Origin of the sequence: Algoriphagus aquaeductus, from assembly GCF_003253485.1 — a bacterium.
GTDB classification, from domain to species: Bacteria; Bacteroidota; Bacteroidia; order Cytophagales; family Cyclobacteriaceae; genus Algoriphagus; species Algoriphagus aquaeductus.
In genome coordinates, this window is the sequence record NZ_QKTX01000004.1 from 382,292 (window position 1) to 398,587 (window position 16,296).

21 protein-coding genes and 1 rRNA gene are annotated in these 16,296 nt (G+C 40.8%); 11 read left to right on the forward strand and 11 right to left on the reverse strand.

All coding sequences use genetic code 11. From position 1 onward, the window contains the following. Nucleotides 1–51: 51 nt before the first annotated feature. The 5 genes from CLV31_RS08035 to rocD form a co-directional block, all read right to left on the reverse strand. Entirely contained in the window at nt 52–1,350 is a 1,299-nt protein-coding gene (locus tag CLV31_RS08035) for an ammonium transporter (protein ID WP_111392350.1), read from the reverse strand. 513 nt (nt 1,351–1,863) lie between these two features. Continuing rightward, nucleotides 1,864–2,832 carry a porphobilinogen synthase gene (gene hemB, locus CLV31_RS08045; protein ID WP_111392352.1) on the reverse strand — a complete coding sequence of 323 codons (969 nt, stop codon included), beginning with the start codon at nt 2,830–2,832 and terminating at the stop codon, nt 1,864–1,866. Between the two features lie 115 nt (nt 2,833–2,947). Further along, nucleotides 2,948–4,159, reverse strand: a complete 1,212-nt coding sequence (locus tag CLV31_RS08050) for a porin (RefSeq protein WP_111392353.1) — start codon at nt 4,157–4,159, stop codon at nt 2,948–2,950. A 240-nt stretch (nt 4,160–4,399) separates the two neighbouring features. Next, entirely contained in the window at nt 4,400–5,053 is a 654-nt protein-coding gene (locus tag CLV31_RS08055; RefSeq protein WP_111392354.1) for an HAD family hydrolase, read from the reverse strand. A 75-nt stretch (nt 5,054–5,128) separates the two neighbouring features. Next, nucleotides 5,129–6,397: an ornithine--oxo-acid transaminase gene (rocD, locus tag CLV31_RS08060; RefSeq protein ID WP_111392355.1), complete on the reverse strand. Its 1,269-nt coding sequence runs from the start codon at nt 6,395–6,397 to the stop codon at nt 5,129–5,131. Between the two features lie 73 nt (nt 6,398–6,470). Between rocD and CLV31_RS21820 the strand changes: the two genes are divergently transcribed. The 11 genes from CLV31_RS21820 (at nt 6,471) to CLV31_RS08110 (ending at nt 11,817) form a co-directional block, all read left to right on the forward strand. Next, nucleotides 6,471–6,623, forward strand: coding sequence for a DUF5522 domain-containing protein (locus CLV31_RS21820; protein WP_181452591.1), 153 nt, complete (start codon nt 6,471–6,473; stop codon nt 6,621–6,623). 102 nt (nt 6,624–6,725) lie between these two features. Continuing rightward, the gene (rpmB, locus tag CLV31_RS08065; protein WP_111392356.1) at nt 6,726–6,968 is read left to right on the forward strand and encodes a 50S ribosomal protein L28; all 243 of its coding nucleotides are present in this window, start codon (nt 6,726–6,728) and stop codon (nt 6,966–6,968) included. A gap of 31 nt (nt 6,969–6,999) precedes the next feature. Then, on the forward strand, nt 7,000–7,182 hold the full coding sequence (rpmG, locus tag CLV31_RS08070; RefSeq protein WP_009036148.1) for a 50S ribosomal protein L33: 183 nt from the start codon (nt 7,000–7,002) through the stop codon (nt 7,180–7,182). 38 nt (nt 7,183–7,220) lie between these two features. Next, a complete protein-coding gene (locus tag CLV31_RS08075) occupies nt 7,221–7,373 on the forward strand; it encodes a DUF4295 domain-containing protein (RefSeq protein WP_111392357.1) in 153 nt (50 codons plus the stop codon). Nucleotides 7,374–7,467: 94 nt separating this feature from the next. Beyond that, on the forward strand, nt 7,468–8,424 hold the full coding sequence (gene ftsY / locus CLV31_RS08080; RefSeq protein WP_111392358.1) for a signal recognition particle-docking protein FtsY: 957 nt from the start codon (nt 7,468–7,470) through the stop codon (nt 8,422–8,424). A gap of 117 nt (nt 8,425–8,541) precedes the next feature. Further along, nucleotides 8,542–9,396 (forward strand): SPFH domain-containing protein, encoded by an 855-nt coding sequence (locus CLV31_RS08085; RefSeq protein ID WP_111392359.1) that lies wholly within the window; start codon nt 8,542–8,544, stop codon nt 9,394–9,396. Nucleotides 9,397–9,400: 4 nt separating this feature from the next. Beyond that, on the forward strand, nt 9,401–9,883 hold the full coding sequence (locus tag CLV31_RS08090) for a hypothetical protein (protein ID WP_111392360.1): 483 nt from the start codon (nt 9,401–9,403) through the stop codon (nt 9,881–9,883). 4 nt (nt 9,884–9,887) lie between these two features. After that, nucleotides 9,888–10,376 carry a hypothetical protein gene (locus CLV31_RS08095; protein WP_111392397.1) on the forward strand — a complete coding sequence of 163 codons (489 nt, stop codon included), beginning with the start codon at nt 9,888–9,890 and terminating at the stop codon, nt 10,374–10,376. Then, nucleotides 10,366–10,545: an Arc family DNA-binding protein gene (locus CLV31_RS08100; protein ID WP_111392361.1), complete on the forward strand. Its 180-nt coding sequence runs from the start codon at nt 10,366–10,368 to the stop codon at nt 10,543–10,545. The genes CLV31_RS08095 and CLV31_RS08100 overlap by 11 nt, the downstream gene beginning before the upstream one ends. 45 nt (nt 10,546–10,590) lie before the next feature. Further along, nucleotides 10,591–10,950: a hypothetical protein gene (locus CLV31_RS08105; protein WP_111392362.1), complete on the forward strand. Its 360-nt coding sequence runs from the start codon at nt 10,591–10,593 to the stop codon at nt 10,948–10,950. Nucleotides 10,951–11,052: 102 nt separating this feature from the next. Next, complete coding sequence (locus CLV31_RS08110; protein ID WP_111392363.1) at nt 11,053–11,817, forward strand: class I SAM-dependent methyltransferase; 765 nt, start codon at nt 11,053–11,055, stop codon at nt 11,815–11,817. Here CLV31_RS08110 and CLV31_RS08115 read toward each other — a convergent pair. The 6 genes from CLV31_RS08115 to rrf form a co-directional block, all read right to left on the reverse strand. Further along, nucleotides 11,814–12,776: a glycosyltransferase gene (locus CLV31_RS08115; RefSeq protein WP_111392364.1), complete on the reverse strand. Its 963-nt coding sequence runs from the start codon at nt 12,774–12,776 to the stop codon at nt 11,814–11,816. The genes CLV31_RS08110 and CLV31_RS08115 overlap by 4 nt on opposite strands. Further along, nucleotides 12,776–13,735 (reverse strand): glycosyltransferase family 2 protein, encoded by a 960-nt coding sequence (locus tag CLV31_RS08120; protein WP_111392365.1) that lies wholly within the window; start codon nt 13,733–13,735, stop codon nt 12,776–12,778. The genes CLV31_RS08115 and CLV31_RS08120 overlap by 1 nt, the downstream gene beginning before the upstream one ends. 1 nt (nt 13,736) lies before the next feature. Then, entirely contained in the window at nt 13,737–14,288 is a 552-nt protein-coding gene (locus CLV31_RS08125) for a DUF4199 domain-containing protein (protein WP_111392366.1), read from the reverse strand. 7 nt (nt 14,289–14,295) lie between these two features. Continuing rightward, the gene (locus CLV31_RS08130; RefSeq protein WP_111392367.1) at nt 14,296–14,808 is read right to left on the reverse strand and encodes a DUF4199 domain-containing protein; all 513 of its coding nucleotides are present in this window, start codon (nt 14,806–14,808) and stop codon (nt 14,296–14,298) included. Further along, nucleotides 14,801–16,042, reverse strand: coding sequence for a dihydroorotase (locus CLV31_RS08135; RefSeq protein ID WP_111392368.1), 1,242 nt, complete (start codon nt 16,040–16,042; stop codon nt 14,801–14,803). Before CLV31_RS08135 ends, CLV31_RS08130 begins: the two co-directional genes overlap by 8 nt. A gap of 175 nt (nt 16,043–16,217) precedes the next feature. Next, nucleotides 16,218–16,296, reverse strand: a 5S ribosomal RNA gene (rrf, locus tag CLV31_RS08140); the annotation flags it as partial.

Here is a 16,296-nt window from a genome sequence, read left to right on the forward strand (position 1 = left end):
GTCGCGTTTTTTTCTCCGGATGGGGTTCTTTTTTTGAAGTAAGCGTATTAATTATTCATCGAATACGATGGTGTAGCCTCGGATTCCATGTTCGTGGGAGTCTAGGCCAGATTTTTCATGCTCGGCAGATACACGGATTCCAACGGTCTTTTTGAGCAGGTAGAAGATGGCAAATGCAGCTGAGAAAGCAGTGGCACCGCAGATCAGTACACCGATCAGCTGAGTTAGAAAAGAATGTTCGGGATTGGTAGAAAAAATACCTACGGCTAATGTACCCCAAATCCCGCAGGTCAGGTGAACCGAAACTGCTCCTACTACATCATCCAATTTGAGTTTGTCGAGAAGAATTGCAGACAATACAACAAGAATTCCCGCCACAAATCCTATCAGGATAGCTGCACCAGGTGTGATGACATCCGCCCCGGCAGTGATCCCTACTAATCCCGCCAAAATACCATTTAGCAACATGCCTAAATCAAGTCTCTTGAAAGAGAAGTAAGCTGCCATAAAGCCCCCAAGACCTCCTGCACATGCACCGAGCGAAGTCGTAACCAAAACCAAGGAGACCAATGCGGGATCAGCAGACAATACGGACCCTCCATTGAATCCAAACCAACCTAACCACAAAAGAAAAACACCGATAACTGCCAAAGGAACACTGGCCCCGGGCTTATCCACCGTCTTACCGTTGACATATTTTCCGATTCTGGGACCAACTAAAATAACTCCCGCCAAAGCGCCCCATCCACCAACAGAGTGAACCAAGGTGCTTCCTGCAAAATCATAAAATCCCATTTCATCCAATGCGCCACCACCCCATTTCCAGCTACCGATCAAAGGATAGACTAAGCCCACAAAGAAAATTGTGAATACCAAATAGGCCGAAAGCTTCACCCGCTCGGCAATAGCTCCCGAGACAATGGTTGCCGCTGTAGCTGCAAACATGGCCTGAAAAAGAAAATCTGTCCAATAAGTATATCCTCCATCGGCGTAGTTTACAGATACATCCGCACTGGCAGGTGAAAACCAGAACATGTTCCAACCTGCTAAGTCAAAAGACAACCAACCAGGAACTTCAAAACCGGGATACATTAGATAAAATCCTACACAGGCATAGGACACAATTCCAATAATAGGTGTGATTGTGTTTTTGAACAGGATGTTGACCGTGTTTTTGGCTTGGCCAAAACCTGTTTCCACGCCTGCAAAACCAAGGTGCATAATAAACACCAAGGCGGTTGCAAGCATCATCCAAACGTTATTTGTCGTGAGCACATTCTTGGATAGCTCCACTGACAAATCCATGGTCGCGGCCATATCATTGGCCAACAGGGATGCGAAATACTTCATAGGTTTGAGAGTTGATTAGAGATAGAATTTCAATTTTCCTTATAATCCTTATAAAAAGATCTAATCGAATGTAATTAGAAATCTGATTAAAAAACAAACCTATTTTTAAACTATTTACATTTTTTGTGGTTTATAATTGATTTTTTTAAACCATTTTTTGCATTTTATTCAATATTTATTCATTTATAGGCTCTTTTTTACACCATACTATCCATTTTATGTAATTATTCTTGGATTCATAATATTCTTTGAAATCGATTACGAAAACCAGCCAACCAATCAAATCAAACATTTTCGACCATAAAAAAGTAAATAATTTTGATTTATTAATTTTTGCGAAATTTACAGCGAGAAATACAAAATTATCAAAACAATAATTTTTTAGAATCTTTGATTTTTTTTCAACCTCAATTTCACTTTGAGCGGAAAAATGAACGCAACACAATCTGAAAAATACCCTGAAAATAAAAAAAGCCCCGATTACTCGGGGCTTCTGCCTATTTTTAGGACTGACTAGTGATGATTTTTTGCAAAATCCTTCGCAAAGTAAGTCAGAATGATTTTTGCTCCTGCCCGTTTGATGGAAAGTAAGATTTCATTCATCGAACGCTCATAGTCCAACCAACCTTTATCGGCAGCGGCTTTTACCATGCTATATTCACCGGATACATTATAGGCCGCAATTGGGAGAGGATAATTGTCACTCAACTGTCTGATAATATCCAAGTAGCTCAATGCCGGCTTTACCATCAAAAAATCCGCTCCTTCTTCCACATCCAAATCCGCTTCGATCAAGGCCTCTTTTGCATTGGCAGGATTCATCTGGTAGGTCTTCTTATCCCCAAACTTGGGTGCAGAATCCAGTGCATCCCGAAATGGGCCATAAAATGCACTGGCATACTTGGCAGTATAGGACATAATAGAGGTGTCAACAAAGTCATTTTCATCCAAGAGCTCGCGGATAAAACCCACTCTGCCATCCATCATATCGGATGGACCCAGGATATCTACTCCGGCATCGGCCTGGGCCAAAGACATCTTACCCAAAATCTCCAAGGTCTCATCATTGAGAATTTTCCCGTTTTTCACCAACCCGTCGTGTCCATCACTACTATATGGATCCATAGCCACATCTGACATCAGGCATACTTCAGGGAATTGTTTCTTGATTTCTCGAAGAGCCTTCAGATAAAACGTCTCAGGATTGTAACTTTCAGAAGCTACGGCATCTTTAAGGGACTCTGGATAAGCAGGGAAAACATCAAAAGAATAAATCCCCAACTTCATGCACTCTTCAATTTCCTTCAGCATCAAGTCAGTGGAAAAACGAAAGATCCCCGGCATAGAAGCCACTTCGATCTGTTTCTTATGCCCATCCACCAGAAATAAAGGAAAAATCAAATCTTTAACTGAAACTTGGGTCTCTTCCACCAAATTACGTACAGACTCAGATTTACGGTTTCTTCTTGGTCTTCTTTGCATAGCTCGATTGATTGGCTACAAAGGTAACCCTTGATGCTTAGAAAGCCTGAAAAGGCAGATAGAAAAAAGGCACTTCCAACAATAGGAAGTGCCAGATTTGCACAAACTGAGGAAATCAAAAATTGACCTGCGCCTGTAGCCTCAATAGACTTCCTTTTTGTCTGTTGTCAGGATCAAGCGAATTTTCAAATGTCCGATCTGAAATGGTATACATCGTCACCAATTCAAAATTTTTGTTGAACTGCCACTCCACTCCTATTTCCAATTCTTTGACCCGATGTCGCGTAGCGTCCAGCTCAAATTTTTTACCTCCTCTAAAATAATGATATCTTGTAAATGGGATGATGACTTTGGAATTTGCCTCCATCATGTAACTGGCCAAGACATACCCCCCGCCTAAGGGAGATTGCTTGACGTCGTTAGTCTGTGGATCATATTCAGGCCCAGTGCCCCAGTTGTATTCCGCCTGTAGTCCAAAAGGCTGAGGATAGATAATCAATGAAGGCCCATACCTAAGCTCGTTAAACTCAACTTGGTCAGAATCAGTTTTGTTGTTTCGATTGACATGATATTTACCTGTATAGCCCTGAAACGATCCTTCAATAATCTGTCCAGAAGGAAGTTCGAAAGGATAGGTGATTCTGGACACTAAATGAAGGTTTTTGTTTTTATCCAAAGCATTAGGCCCTTGTCCGTTGTAAACTCCTAAACCGAAAACCCCATAGTCACCTGAACCTTTTAGCCCGGAGGACACCAAATTGCTAAACCTTTTTCGGATTTCTTTAGGAGCATAATAGAAAAACACCCCTGTTTCCCTTTCGTTGGGAACTGCCGAATTCATCCCATCGTGTCGGTCAAGCGGTAGGCGATTTTGGCTAGACTGCATATTTTCAAAACCAAATGGCACTTTGGATTGCCCAATCCGTAGCCTGAATTCATTATTAGCATCTAACCCCAAATCAAAATACGCATCCCTAATTTGGGCCATATTGGAACCTCCGGACGCAAAATCCGGCTGAATGTAAAAATATACCCGCGGGTGAATTTGACCCGAGAAAATTATTCGAATCCGCCGGAAGAAAAACCCTCCTCCGTCACCGCCCCAACTTTTATCGCATTGATCACATTTGAGATCCGGGTTTGATTCGAGCAATCCATTATACCTCATTTGGGCATAACCTCTGATTTGAATTTTTTCAAACCAGGCATTCTGAACTTGAGGTTCAGGTTTTTCAGTGAGCAGCGAATCTTTTTCAGCACCCCTTGCAAAAGCACCAAAAGAGATCATGGCCATAAAAGCCAAGGCTGCTGCGAAGCGTATTCGCATACAGGAAGAGATTTAGTAAGAATTTGTACAGCGATGCAAAATTGAATCAGGCAGTTTGCTAAAAAATGAATCCAGAGTTATGAATTTGTTATAAAAACTAAAATTTTAACCTATTTTTTAGGCTCGAAAAAAGGAAAAAGTTCTCAAAAATTGAATTTTCGGAGTTTATAATATTAAGCCAATGTTAAGAGTTCTTTTCAATGTTAAAAAATCTTGAAACTAATGTTAAGCCCATTTAGACTATTCCAAGAGGGAAATAATCTTATTCAATTCCAATCCAAGGTAATTTTCTACATATAGGTCACATTCGGGCAATTCATCTACTGTATGAGATGAAAGTACACCCACGACTTTCATACCGGCATTTTTTGCTGCCGAAACACCCGAAAATGAATCCTCAAAGACAAGGCATCGATCTGGAGAAAGGGAAAGATTTATGGCAGTTTTGAGATAAACTTCGGGGTCAGGCTTATGCTTAGTCACATGCTCACTAGCCAATGCAGACTCTAAGTGCGGAAACAAATCCAATCTTCCTCCGATAAGTTCAAGATTGGCAAAAGGAGCGGAAGTAGCAACACCAGTTTTGATCCCTTCTTGCCTGAGGCTGTGAAAAAAATCCAAAAAACCGGGAATGGGTTCTACATGGTGTTGATAGATTTCCCGAAACAGGCTTTCTTTTTCAAACTCCAGTTCCAGCAACTCTTCCCCTTCAATTTTTCTTCCCAAAAAATGACTGAGAATGTAGCCATTGTTTTTCCCATACATGTGAAGTAGGAATTCCTCTTCGGTAGGAAAGAGGTTTCTTTTTTCGAAAAAAATCTTGAAAGCCTGAGAATGAAAGGGATTGGTGTGACAGATCACTCCATCCATATCGAAAATAACTGCTTTTGACATAAAATAGGCTTGGAAATAGAGAATTCGCTTCAAGCCAAAACTCAAAGCGAATTCAAAAGTGCGAAATCGGTTTAATTAATTGAAAGAGGAAATCACCTTTTCGATAATGTCACAGCACTCGTGAAGCTGCTCTTCTGTCATCACCAAAGGAGGCGCAAATCGGATGATATTCCCATGAGTTGGCTTGGCTAACAGACCATTTTCGGCAAGCTTCATACAGATATCCCAGGCCGTAGAACTTTCGGGCGTATCGTTGATCACCACAGCATTGAGCAAGCCCTTTCCCCTCACCAACTTGGCGATTGGATAAGTATCTGCCACTTTCTGCATTCGCGCTCTGAAAATCTTACCCAAGCGCCGGGCATTTTGGGCCAGTTTTTCATCCCGTACCACCTCCAAAGCTGTCATGGCTACTGTGGCGCCCAGAGGATTCCCTCCGAATGTAGACCCATGCTGACCAGGTTTAATCACTTCCATGATATTTCTATCTGCCAAAACAGCAGATACCGGATAAAAGCCACCTGAAATAGCCTTCCCCAAAATCAGAATATCCGGCTTGGTGTAAGTTTCCTGCTGTTCACAGTGACCTTCGCAGGTACAGTTTCCACAGACAGCCAACAAAGATCCTGTCCGTGCAATACCGGTTTGGATCTCATCTGCTATAAACAAGACATTTTGAGCTGAACAAGCCTCTTTTGCTTTTCTTAGGTAATCTTCAGCTGGAGTATAAACACCAGCTTCACCTTGGATTGGCTCTATTAAAAAACCCACTACACCTTCTATTTCTAAGGCTTTTTTCAATGCTGGAATATCGTTGTAGGGTATTCGAATAAATCCATCAGTAAAAGGACCGAAGCTCTTCCGTGCATTGGCATCATTTGAAAAAGAAATGATTGTAGTTGTGCGGCCATGAAAGTTATTTTCAGCTACGATGATCTTGGCAGTATTTTCAGTCACCCCCTTTCTTTCATAGCCCCACTTTCTGGCAAGCTTCAATGCAGTCTCCACCCCTTCTGCGCCAGTGTTCATGGGCAGAACCATGTCAAAGCCAAAATATTCGGTGATATACTTTTCAAAAGGTCCAAGCATATCATTGTAAAAAGCACGGGAAGTAAGCGTAAGCTTTCCCACCTGCTCGATCATGGCATTTTTGATTCGTGGATGACAATGTCCCTGATTGACTGCTGAGTAAGCTGAAAGAAAATCATAATACCTTTTCCCTTCTACATCCCAGAGGAAAACGCCTTCCCCTCGAGAAAGCACCACAGGCAGGGGATGGTAATTATGCGCTCCATATTGATCTTCCAATGAGATGGCCTGCTGGCTAGAGGTAATTCGTTCCATGATTTAATTACTTTTGTGTGGCGATTCAACATCGAATCCAGCCCAAATATAGGAAATGCCTTTTGGCCAAGCCATGAAACCAGAGAAGAAGACTTTGCCCAAGCTGACGCCCGAAGATTACTATATCAATGATCAGGGATTGATGGTCTTTACAGCGAAATACCATTTGAAAAGGGGGTATTGTTGCGGAAACGGATGCAAGCATTGCCCCTATCCCAAGCCCTGAAACACTTGGGAATATTTTTAAAATGCTTTGTTGTTAATTCCCAAAAAGTTCCGATATTTGCAGACTCATTACAGAAACGCATACCAATTACGATACATAATCATGGCAAAAGTTTGTGACATTACCGGAAAAAGACCTCGAGTAGGTAACAACGTGTCCCATGCAAACAACAAGACCAAGCGTAGATTTTACCCAAATCTTCATAAGAAGAATTTCTACGTTCCTGAGGAAGACGCATGGATCACTTTGAAAGTGTGCTCTAAGGCATTGAAGACAATCAATAAGAAAGGTATCTCTGCCGTTTTGAAAGAAGCGCAGGATAAAGGCATGATTGTAATCAGATAATCAAAGTCACAGTCCCTAAATCAACACAGAGATGGCTAAGAAAGGAAACAGAGTACAAGTGATTATGGAATGCACCGAGCACAAAAACTCCGGCATGCCAGGTACTTCAAGATACATCACCACCAAAAACAGAAAAAACACTACTGAGCGATTGGAGCTGAAGAAATTCAACCCAATTCTTAAGAAAGTGACTGTTCATAAAGAAATTAAATAATTTTAGCTTGGGAGCCTCTCCCTTAAACTTAAGAAGCAATGGCTAAGAAAGTTGTAGCAACCCTGAAAAAAGAAGGTGGCGTGTCTTACGCCAAAGTGATTCGTGCCGTAAAGTCTGACAAGACTGGTGCATATACCTTCAAAGAAGAAATGGTTCCTTCTACTTCGGTACAGGAAACCTTGAAGAAATAATTTGCCAAGTGCATCGTAATGCATACCAAGTCCCTCTGACTCAAATCAGCAGGGACTTTTTCATTATATTCCGCTTTTAATACAATTCAATCTCATGGGAATCTTTGGTTTCTTTTCAAAAGAGAAAAAAGAAAGTCTTGATCAAGGCCTGCAAAAGACCAATGAATCGATTTTCTCCAAACTGAGCAAAGCTGTAGTAGGCAAGTCTAAAGTAGATGAGGATGTTTTAGATGAACTCGAGGAAATTCTCATCACCTCCGATGTAGGGGTAGATACTACCATCAAAGTAATTAGGCGAATTGAGGAAAGGGTAGCCAAGGATAAATATTTAAATGCAGCTGAACTAGACACCATCCTACGGGAAGAAATTGCATCCCTATTAGAAGAAAATAATTCACAGGATCTCTTAGATTTTGATATTCCAACTGAGAAAAAACCATACGTAATCATGGTTGTAGGTGTAAATGGTGTGGGAAAAACCACCACCATTGGGAAGCTTGCCAACCTTTTTAAAAGTGCAGGAAAGAATGTAGTCTTGGGAGCAGCAGATACTTTCAGGGCAGCTGCTGTAGATCAATTGATCCTTTGGGGTAATCGAGTCGGAGTACCGGTGGTGTCACATGGCATGAATACTGACCCAGCGTCTGTAGCCTTTGATGCTGTCAAACAAGGTGTAGATACTGGCGCAGATGTTGTCATCGTGGATACTGCAGGCAGGCTTCACACTAAAGTAAATCTGATGAATGAACTGAGCAAAATCAAACGGGTGATGCAAAAATTCATCCCAGACGCTCCTCACGAAATCATGCTGGTACTTGATGGTTCGACCGGTCAAAACGCCTTCATTCAAGCAAAAGAATTTACCAAGGCTACCGAAGTAACCTCCCTTGCCATAACCAAACTTGATGGAACTGCAAAAGGAGGAGTGGTAATCGGAATATCAGATCAATTTAAAATTCCGGTGAAATACATCGGTGTCGGTGAAAAAATGACTGATCTACAGATCTTCAATCGAAAGGAATTTGTTGATTCCCTCTTTAAAAAGAAATAAAATTTAAATCCATCAGACAATCCTCCGAGCACACGGAGGATTTTTTTTTCAAAACAGTTGAACATTGAGCTTCTTTTTCCGTAATTCACAATGATATCATTTTAACATCATATTGACATGGAAAAAGTCATCAAACCTTCATCAGGTTATTTTATGCTTTTCTTGGCCTTGGCCGCGATAGCAGGTTCTGTTTACAGTTTTACACTGGGTCTTCCCTATGGCATCATAGGAGGTATTGTTTTTCTGATAGCCTTGATTTGTATGGCGGGATTCTTCATTGTTGATCCAAATAAGGCAATGGTTCTCTTGCTGTTCGGCGAATACAAAGGAACTGTGAAAGCAAATGGTTTCTTTTGGGTTAATCCCTTTATGACCAAAAAGAAGATTTCCCTGCGTGTCCGAAACTTTGAAAACAAACCCCTCAAAGTCAATGACAAGATCGGTAATCCTGTCATGATCGGAACCATTGTGGTCTGGCAAGTCGAGGACACTTTCAAAACTACCTTTGATGTAGAAGACTATGAGAACTTCGTACATCTTCAAACAGATGCTGCCGTGAGAAAAATGGCTGGACTTTATTGCTATGACAATTTTGATGATGATCATTCTGAAGTCACACTGAGATCGGGAGTAGAAGAGGTCAATCATTCCCTCGAAAAAGAAATCGCAGAAAGATTGCTACAAGCTGGAATCAAAGTGATTGAAGCAAGAATTTCCAATTTAGCCTATGCTTCTGAAATTGCCTCGGCAATGCTCCAGCGTCAGCAGGCTACCGCAATCGTAGCTGCAAGGCAAAAAATAGTAGAAGGAGCGGTAGGTATGGTTGAAATGGCACTTGCAGACCTAAAAATGAAAGACATCATTGAGTTTGACGAGGAAAAGAAGGCTGCTATGGTTTCAAATTTAATGGTGGTACTTTGTTCGGACAGAAGTGCCAGTCCAGTCCTAAATGTAGGTACCCTAAACCAATAAGAAAATGGTGGTCAATGAAACGCAAAGTTTCCGGGGAACTATCCTAATGTATGGAGTCATTCTACTGGAACTCCCGACGCTTGTATTGATCAGCACCCTTTATTTCACAGGAAAGTTGGGCGACGATGGATGGATCGCCCTGCTTACTGTGGGTACACTCATTCCTTTTACTTTTTTCCTGCTGATGAATATCACCCTTGAAACACGAATGGATGATGCTTGCTTCAAGTACAAAAGCGGCCCTTTTCATGGTTCTTGGAGATCCCTAAACAAGGAAGACATCAACACCATTTCAGTCAATAAAAAGGATGGATTCCTCGATTATGGGGGTGTTGGAATGAGAATTTCCGGAAAAACAAAAGCTTACATTTTCTTAGCTGACCATGTCATTGAAATAGAAACTAAGGACAAGACATTAGTCTTCAGCACAACAAAACCTAAGGAATTTGAAGAAATGATTGAGACTTGGAAATCCTCAAAAAGATAAACTTATGGCAAACTACCTATTTCAAGAGGCTCAACGCATCAGAAGATTCTGGATTTGGGGAATTACGATTCTGGTAATCGGCATTGTCTTAAGTAGTATCTTCTTATCCTCAGGGACATCCTTGGATTGGGGGATCGTCTTTCCCATTGGCATTCTAGCCTTGGTCAATATTCTTCTTTTCAAAATGGAACTCAAAACCCGAATTGATCAGGACAGCTTGAGCTTTAGTTATTTTCCTTTTATCAAAGAAAGAAAATACCGCTTTGAAGAAATTGACTCAATGGATTTGATAGAATACAATGGACTTTTGGAATATGGAGGCTGGGGGATTAAATGGAATTTCGATTCCTGGTCCTACACTACCGGTGGAAAACACGGAATCCTAGTTAAAACAAAAAAGAAAAAATTTCTTCTAGGCACCCAAAAGCCCGCAGAGGCTCAAAAAGCGATTGATCAGTTTAACGAATTCAAATCTCAATCTAATGGCAGCTAAAAAACCATTCGCCCTGAGATTGGACGAAAAAATGATGAAGGCCGTGGAAAAATGGGCGGAAGATGAGTTCCGAAGTACCAACGGGCAATTGGAATGGATCATCAGAGAAGCGCTGAAAAAAGCCGGAAGGCTTCCAAAATCCAATCCATCCGATGATCCAGAAACTTAATTGACTATTCAGGGTTAATAAAGAATCAACTAAAAAATCCCCGATATGAAATCAGTTTTCAAACTCGCAATAATTTTCATTTTTACAGGAGTTGCTTTCTCCCAGCAGGCCTATAGCCAGGAAGTTTTAGCTCAATCTGAACCAACCAAAAAAGAGCTAAAGCTTGCTTCTTCATTAGAAAAAGCGAAATCAGATTTGGAAAAATCAAAACTCAAATTGGCTAACCTCCGAACTTCCTATGATAAGAAGCGGAAGAGGTTTGAAAAACAAAACTCGAAAGGAAAGTTATCGCCTAATGCAGTTGCCAGTCATACCAAAACCTTGAACAATCTGAGCAAGAAAATCTCAAGTGAAGAATCAAAGATCCAGAAACTCGAAAAATACATCGTTCAGAACGGTGGGTAAACCATCTTCGATGAAATAAAGGCTGCAAAAATTTTTAGAGCTCCGGTTGTTCGGAGCTCTTCCTTTTTATTTTAATAACTTGCGTCCGAATTTAGATTCTTCATGAAATCCATCATAAGCTTTGTCATCCGCTATGTTCCCCGCCCAATTTTACAACAGGTAAGCCCCTGGGCCATGAAAATTCTTTCCTTAGTCAATAAAGGAAATGAGGTGGAATGCCCAGTTTGTAGCAGCCATTATAAAAAGTTTTTACCTTATGGCCGAATTGCCAGGGAAAATGCCCTTTGCCCCAATTGCCTTGCCCTGGAAAGACATCGCCTGATGTGGCTATTTCTGAAAAAAAAGACTGATTTTTTTTCTGCCCCACTCAAAGTACTCCATGTAGCCCCCGAGCATTGTTTTATTGAAAGATTCGAATCTCTGTCCAATCTGGATTATATCACGGCAGACATCGAATCTCCATTGGCAAAAGTAAAGATGGATGTTCATTCCATCCCTTTTCCTGACAACAGTTTTGATGTGATTTTTTGCAATCACGTACTCGAGCATGTGGATGATGATTTGCTGGCTTGCTCTGAATTTAACCGAGTTTTAAAACCAAGTGGTTGGGGCGTTTTACAGTCGCCGGTTTATTCGCTTGCCGAGACCTTGGAAGACAAAACTATCACAGATCCAGCAGAAAGAGAGCGTATTTTTGGACAGCGGGACCATGTCCGCAAGTTTGGAAAAGACTATGCAGAAAGATTGAGAAAATCAGGGCTCAACATCGAGGAAAATCAATTTGTCAAGCAAATAGGGGAAGACCTCATCAAAAAATACGCACTACCAAAAGATGAAATCATTTTTGTTTGTAGAAAAGGAAATTAACCTTTTAAACGCTTTCTGACTAGTTCCACTACCAAACCAGCGCCATATCCACACAATTGGATCAAAGATGTAAGTAAAGCTAAGTCTCCAACTAAAATCGACTGATATTTCCAACTTGCTGAATAGACGATAAGTCCTGCCCAAATGCCTAGAATAAGCAAATGAGGAACCAGTAAAAACTTATATAAAGCGACATTGAGCACAATCGAAATCAGAAAAATGAGAAAGAAAGTGGGAAGTAGATGTACCAACTTGATCGCTTCGGGATGAAAACGGGAAACATTTACCCGATTCCTTCCAAAAGAAAAAGCCTGCTTCGCAAATGATCCCAGTGTGCTTTTTCTTTTATGATAGACAAAAGCTTCTTCAACCAATTCGAGCTTAAATCCTGCTTTTTTGATCCGAATACTCCACTCGATATCCTCTCCCCTATTGGGATCTACAAAACCACCTACTTGCTCAAATACTTTTCTGGAAACCCCCATATTGAAACCCCGAGCCTGATATTTTGAGGGATCTTTGAGTTTACCTCGGATTCCTCCCGTAGTCCAAAAAGAAGTCATGGCAAAATCCATCGCCTTTTGGAGATTTGAAAAATCATCCGCAGCGGCATCTGGTCCACCAAAAGCATCCAAATTCCTATTGTAAATAGCCTCTTTGAGTACTTCCATATACCGCTTTGGCAAAATGACATCCGAATCCAAAATGACAAAAAAATCACCGTTTGCTTGATTCATACCCTTATTTCTCGCGAATCCTTGTCCGGTATTTTGCTGGAAGATGTACTGAAGATCCATCCGACCCCGAAAAGAGTCCACCACCTCGTCGGATTTAATATCAGACCCATCTTCAACCACAATTACCTCGAATTCTGGTAGCGTCTGTTCAGCCAGACTTTCCAGTAACTCCAAAAGCTCATCCGGCCGATTAAAAACAGGAATGATGATCGAGAAATACATCAGAAATCAAAATTGATCTCTTCGTCAATTTTATATTCTGCCTCCTTGGCCTGATTAGACGTCATCAGTTCTGCGATAAAACCCGTCACAAAAAGCTGCACACCAATAATAATAGCTACCAGTGCCAAGAAAAATAAGGGCTGATCTACGATTTCCCGAACTTTCAATCCTTTACTCAACCCGTAGATTTTTTCAAAAATCAACCACGCTGTAATGATGAAACCGGTGAGAAAGGAAAGCGTACCCAAGAGTCCAAAAAAATGCATGGGCTTTTTCTTATAACGATGAACAAAAGAAACCGAAATCAAATCCAGAAATCCATTTAGGAAACGCTCAATTCCAAATTTGGAATAACCATATTTTCTAGCCTGATGCTGCACCACCTTTTCCCCAATTTTCGGGAATCCGTTCCACTTTGCCAGTAACGGAATATAACGATGCATCTCACCGTATATATGGATATTTTTAACCACCTTATTTCGGTAAGCCTTCAATCCACAATTAAAGTCATGAAGCTGGATACCAGAGATCCAACGAGTGACTCCGTTAAAAAATTTGGAAGGAATCGTTTTGGATATTGGATCATGTCGCTCCTTTTTCCAACCGGACACGACATCCAGCCCGTCCGAAACCATAGCAAACAGGCCAGGAATCTCATCAGGGCTATCTTGAAGGTCCGCATCCATGGTGATCACTACGTCTCCTACAGCCCGCTTAAACCCTGCATCCAAAGCAGCTGATTTACCATAGTTCCTGGTAAAATTAAGGCCCTTTAAAGACGTATTGGAAGCAGAAAGCTGCTGGATCACCTCCCAAGATCGATCGGTACTTCCGTCATTGATCAAAATGACCTCATAAGAAAAGCCGTGCGCATTCATCACACGGCTGATCCAATGGGTCAATTCAGGTAAAGATTCTTCTTCGTTGAATACAGGAACAACAACGGAAATTTGAGTCATATTAATAATCCAGCGATTTATCCCGCTTTTTAAGTATAGCTGCCAAAATTAAAGCAATAATCGCATAGCCAATTAACCCAAAACCAAAGTTTTTAATCTGACCTCCAAGGGTAAACGAACTTTCAGATTGCTGCTTTAATTTATCCAATGCTTCAGTAGGCATAGAATCAGGATTCTGACCAAAACTTTCCATCATTTTTAGGGAGTTTTCAAATGTAACTTCAGCCAAAACTTGCGGAAGAGAAGGATCAATGACTTGAAAAAGTAAAATCTGTCCTACCAAAGAAACTAGGCCAGAAATCACGATGGCGATAAAACTGAAATTAAATGCTGTCCCAAAAGACATAAAGCCTCCCAATTCAGTCCTGTACTGAATACCAAAATAAATAGCCAAGGCAAAGAAAATGACCAAGGCAACCAATGCAAACCATCCGGACGCCATAAGGCTCGAATCAATGAAATAGGCAATATAGGTTACTGCCAAAGCTACCAACCCCATAGTGAATCCGGGCTTAATGGCTGCTTGAAATGGAGTTTGTACTTGTTCTTCCATAAAAGATTTAGTTAGGGTTTTTCCTTAAAATAATTGAAATAATAATGCTAAAAAACATTCCGGGTATGATTTTCCAAATCCCGTCGTTGAGTGCAATGTCCCAGAAGGACATCGCTTTGAGGTTACTTTGAGTCAATTCAAAAGAATCAATCCCTACCTGAGAAATAATAACCTCACGATTTTCCTCCAATACCGACCATTTAGTCTCTTGAATAGAAGCAAAAAGGTCCGGAGAAACCTTTAAAATCAAAGCGATACCCAAAAAAGAAATCACTCCGATCAAAAGATAGGTAACGAAACCAATGGTCATCCCTTCTGCAAAAGACAAGTACCCTGAATTGGTATAATCTTTAAAAAATTTGATTCCCAAAAACAAAGCGATTGGCGTAATGATATAGCCAAAAATTAAATTGAGATTGGTAGGATCGGTATTCCAAAAGGAAAGAAATATAAAAGAACCTATGCTCAATATTCCTCCGAGAGTCCCAAATTGATAAGCTGTTTTCAAGTACTTATTCATCTACGCTTACCAATTTGCCTTTTTGGATCACATATTTCACTTTACCTTTTAACTCTTTGCCAAACCAAGGATGATTTGATGAAAGTGATTTATTGGTCTGGACATCATATTTCCAGGTAGCTTCCGGGTCAAAAATAGTCCAAGAATCCAATGGTATCCCCAAAATTTCAGCTGGTCTTGTTGATATTTTTTCAATCAACAATCCCCATCCCAACTCCTTAGAGAGTTGGACTAATGCGGGAAGAAAAGTTTGTAGTCCCACCATGCCAAATGCAGCCAAATCAAACTCAGCAAATTTAGAATCGAAATCTTGAGGCTGATGGTTGGAAACTATTGCATCAATGGTCCCATCTTTCAAGCCTACGATTAGCGCATCTCGATCTGAATCTCCCCGAAATGGCGGCTTCACTTTAAGGTTGGATTCGAACGAAGCCAAATCTTCATCCCTGAATATCAATTGGTATATGGAAACATCAGCGCTTACGTCAAGGCCTTCTTTCTTAGCCTGTCTAATCAATTCAACTCCCTTGGCCGTACTTAAGGTCTGAAAATGAACTCTACCTCCCGCATACTTGATGATTTCGAGATTTCTTTGAATCGCAACATCTTCTGCAAGATTTGGAATGCCTTTCATCCCCAGTTTGGTGGAAACCTCTCCTTCGTGCATTTGTCCAAAAATAGCTAACAAAGGATCGTAGGCATGGTCAAACAGAATCCCGTCAAATTTTTGGAGATATTGGAGTATTTTCATGTACCGATCTGAATTGGCAAGTGGCTTTATTCCATCTCCAAAATATCTAACCCCTGTCTGAAAATACATATCAAGCATCTCCGTCAAATCTTCTCCTTCAGTCTTTTTGGTAACTGCGCCCATGACCAAAAATTCCGGCAAATAATCTCTGGATTTGCTTTTGATAAATTCCACTTCATTTTTTGATTGGATCACCGGTTCGGTGTTTGGCATGATCAACGCTCTTGAAAATCCACTAGCCAGAAGTGATTCCGCAAGAGAATTGATAGATTCCCGGTATTCATGGCCAGGTTCACCCAAACCACACCTTAAATCAATCCAACCCTTGCTTGCAAAAAGACCAGAACAATCAATTACCAAGTCATAAGCAGTAGAACTTCCTTTTTCAATGGGACTTAACTGATTCTTATCAAAAGAATAATTCTCCGGAGCAAATATTTTCCCATTTTGGATTAATTGAAGATGTTGAAGAAGGATAGCCATTCCGTTAATATTTGGTGCAAAACTGCAATAATATTCTATAAAAAGAAAAGTAAGAGCGGAATTGAAGTCAATCAAAAAAACAGTTTACCCTAAGCTTGCCTTTAAACAAAATTCAAAAAGACCAAAAGGCCAAAACGCAAAAAAGCCTTCAGGGATAAGCTGAAGGCTTTGAATAATGTGGCGGCGACCTACTCTCCCGGGAGTAACCCCAGTACCATCGGCGCTGCAGGGCTTAACTTCTCTGTTCGGGATGG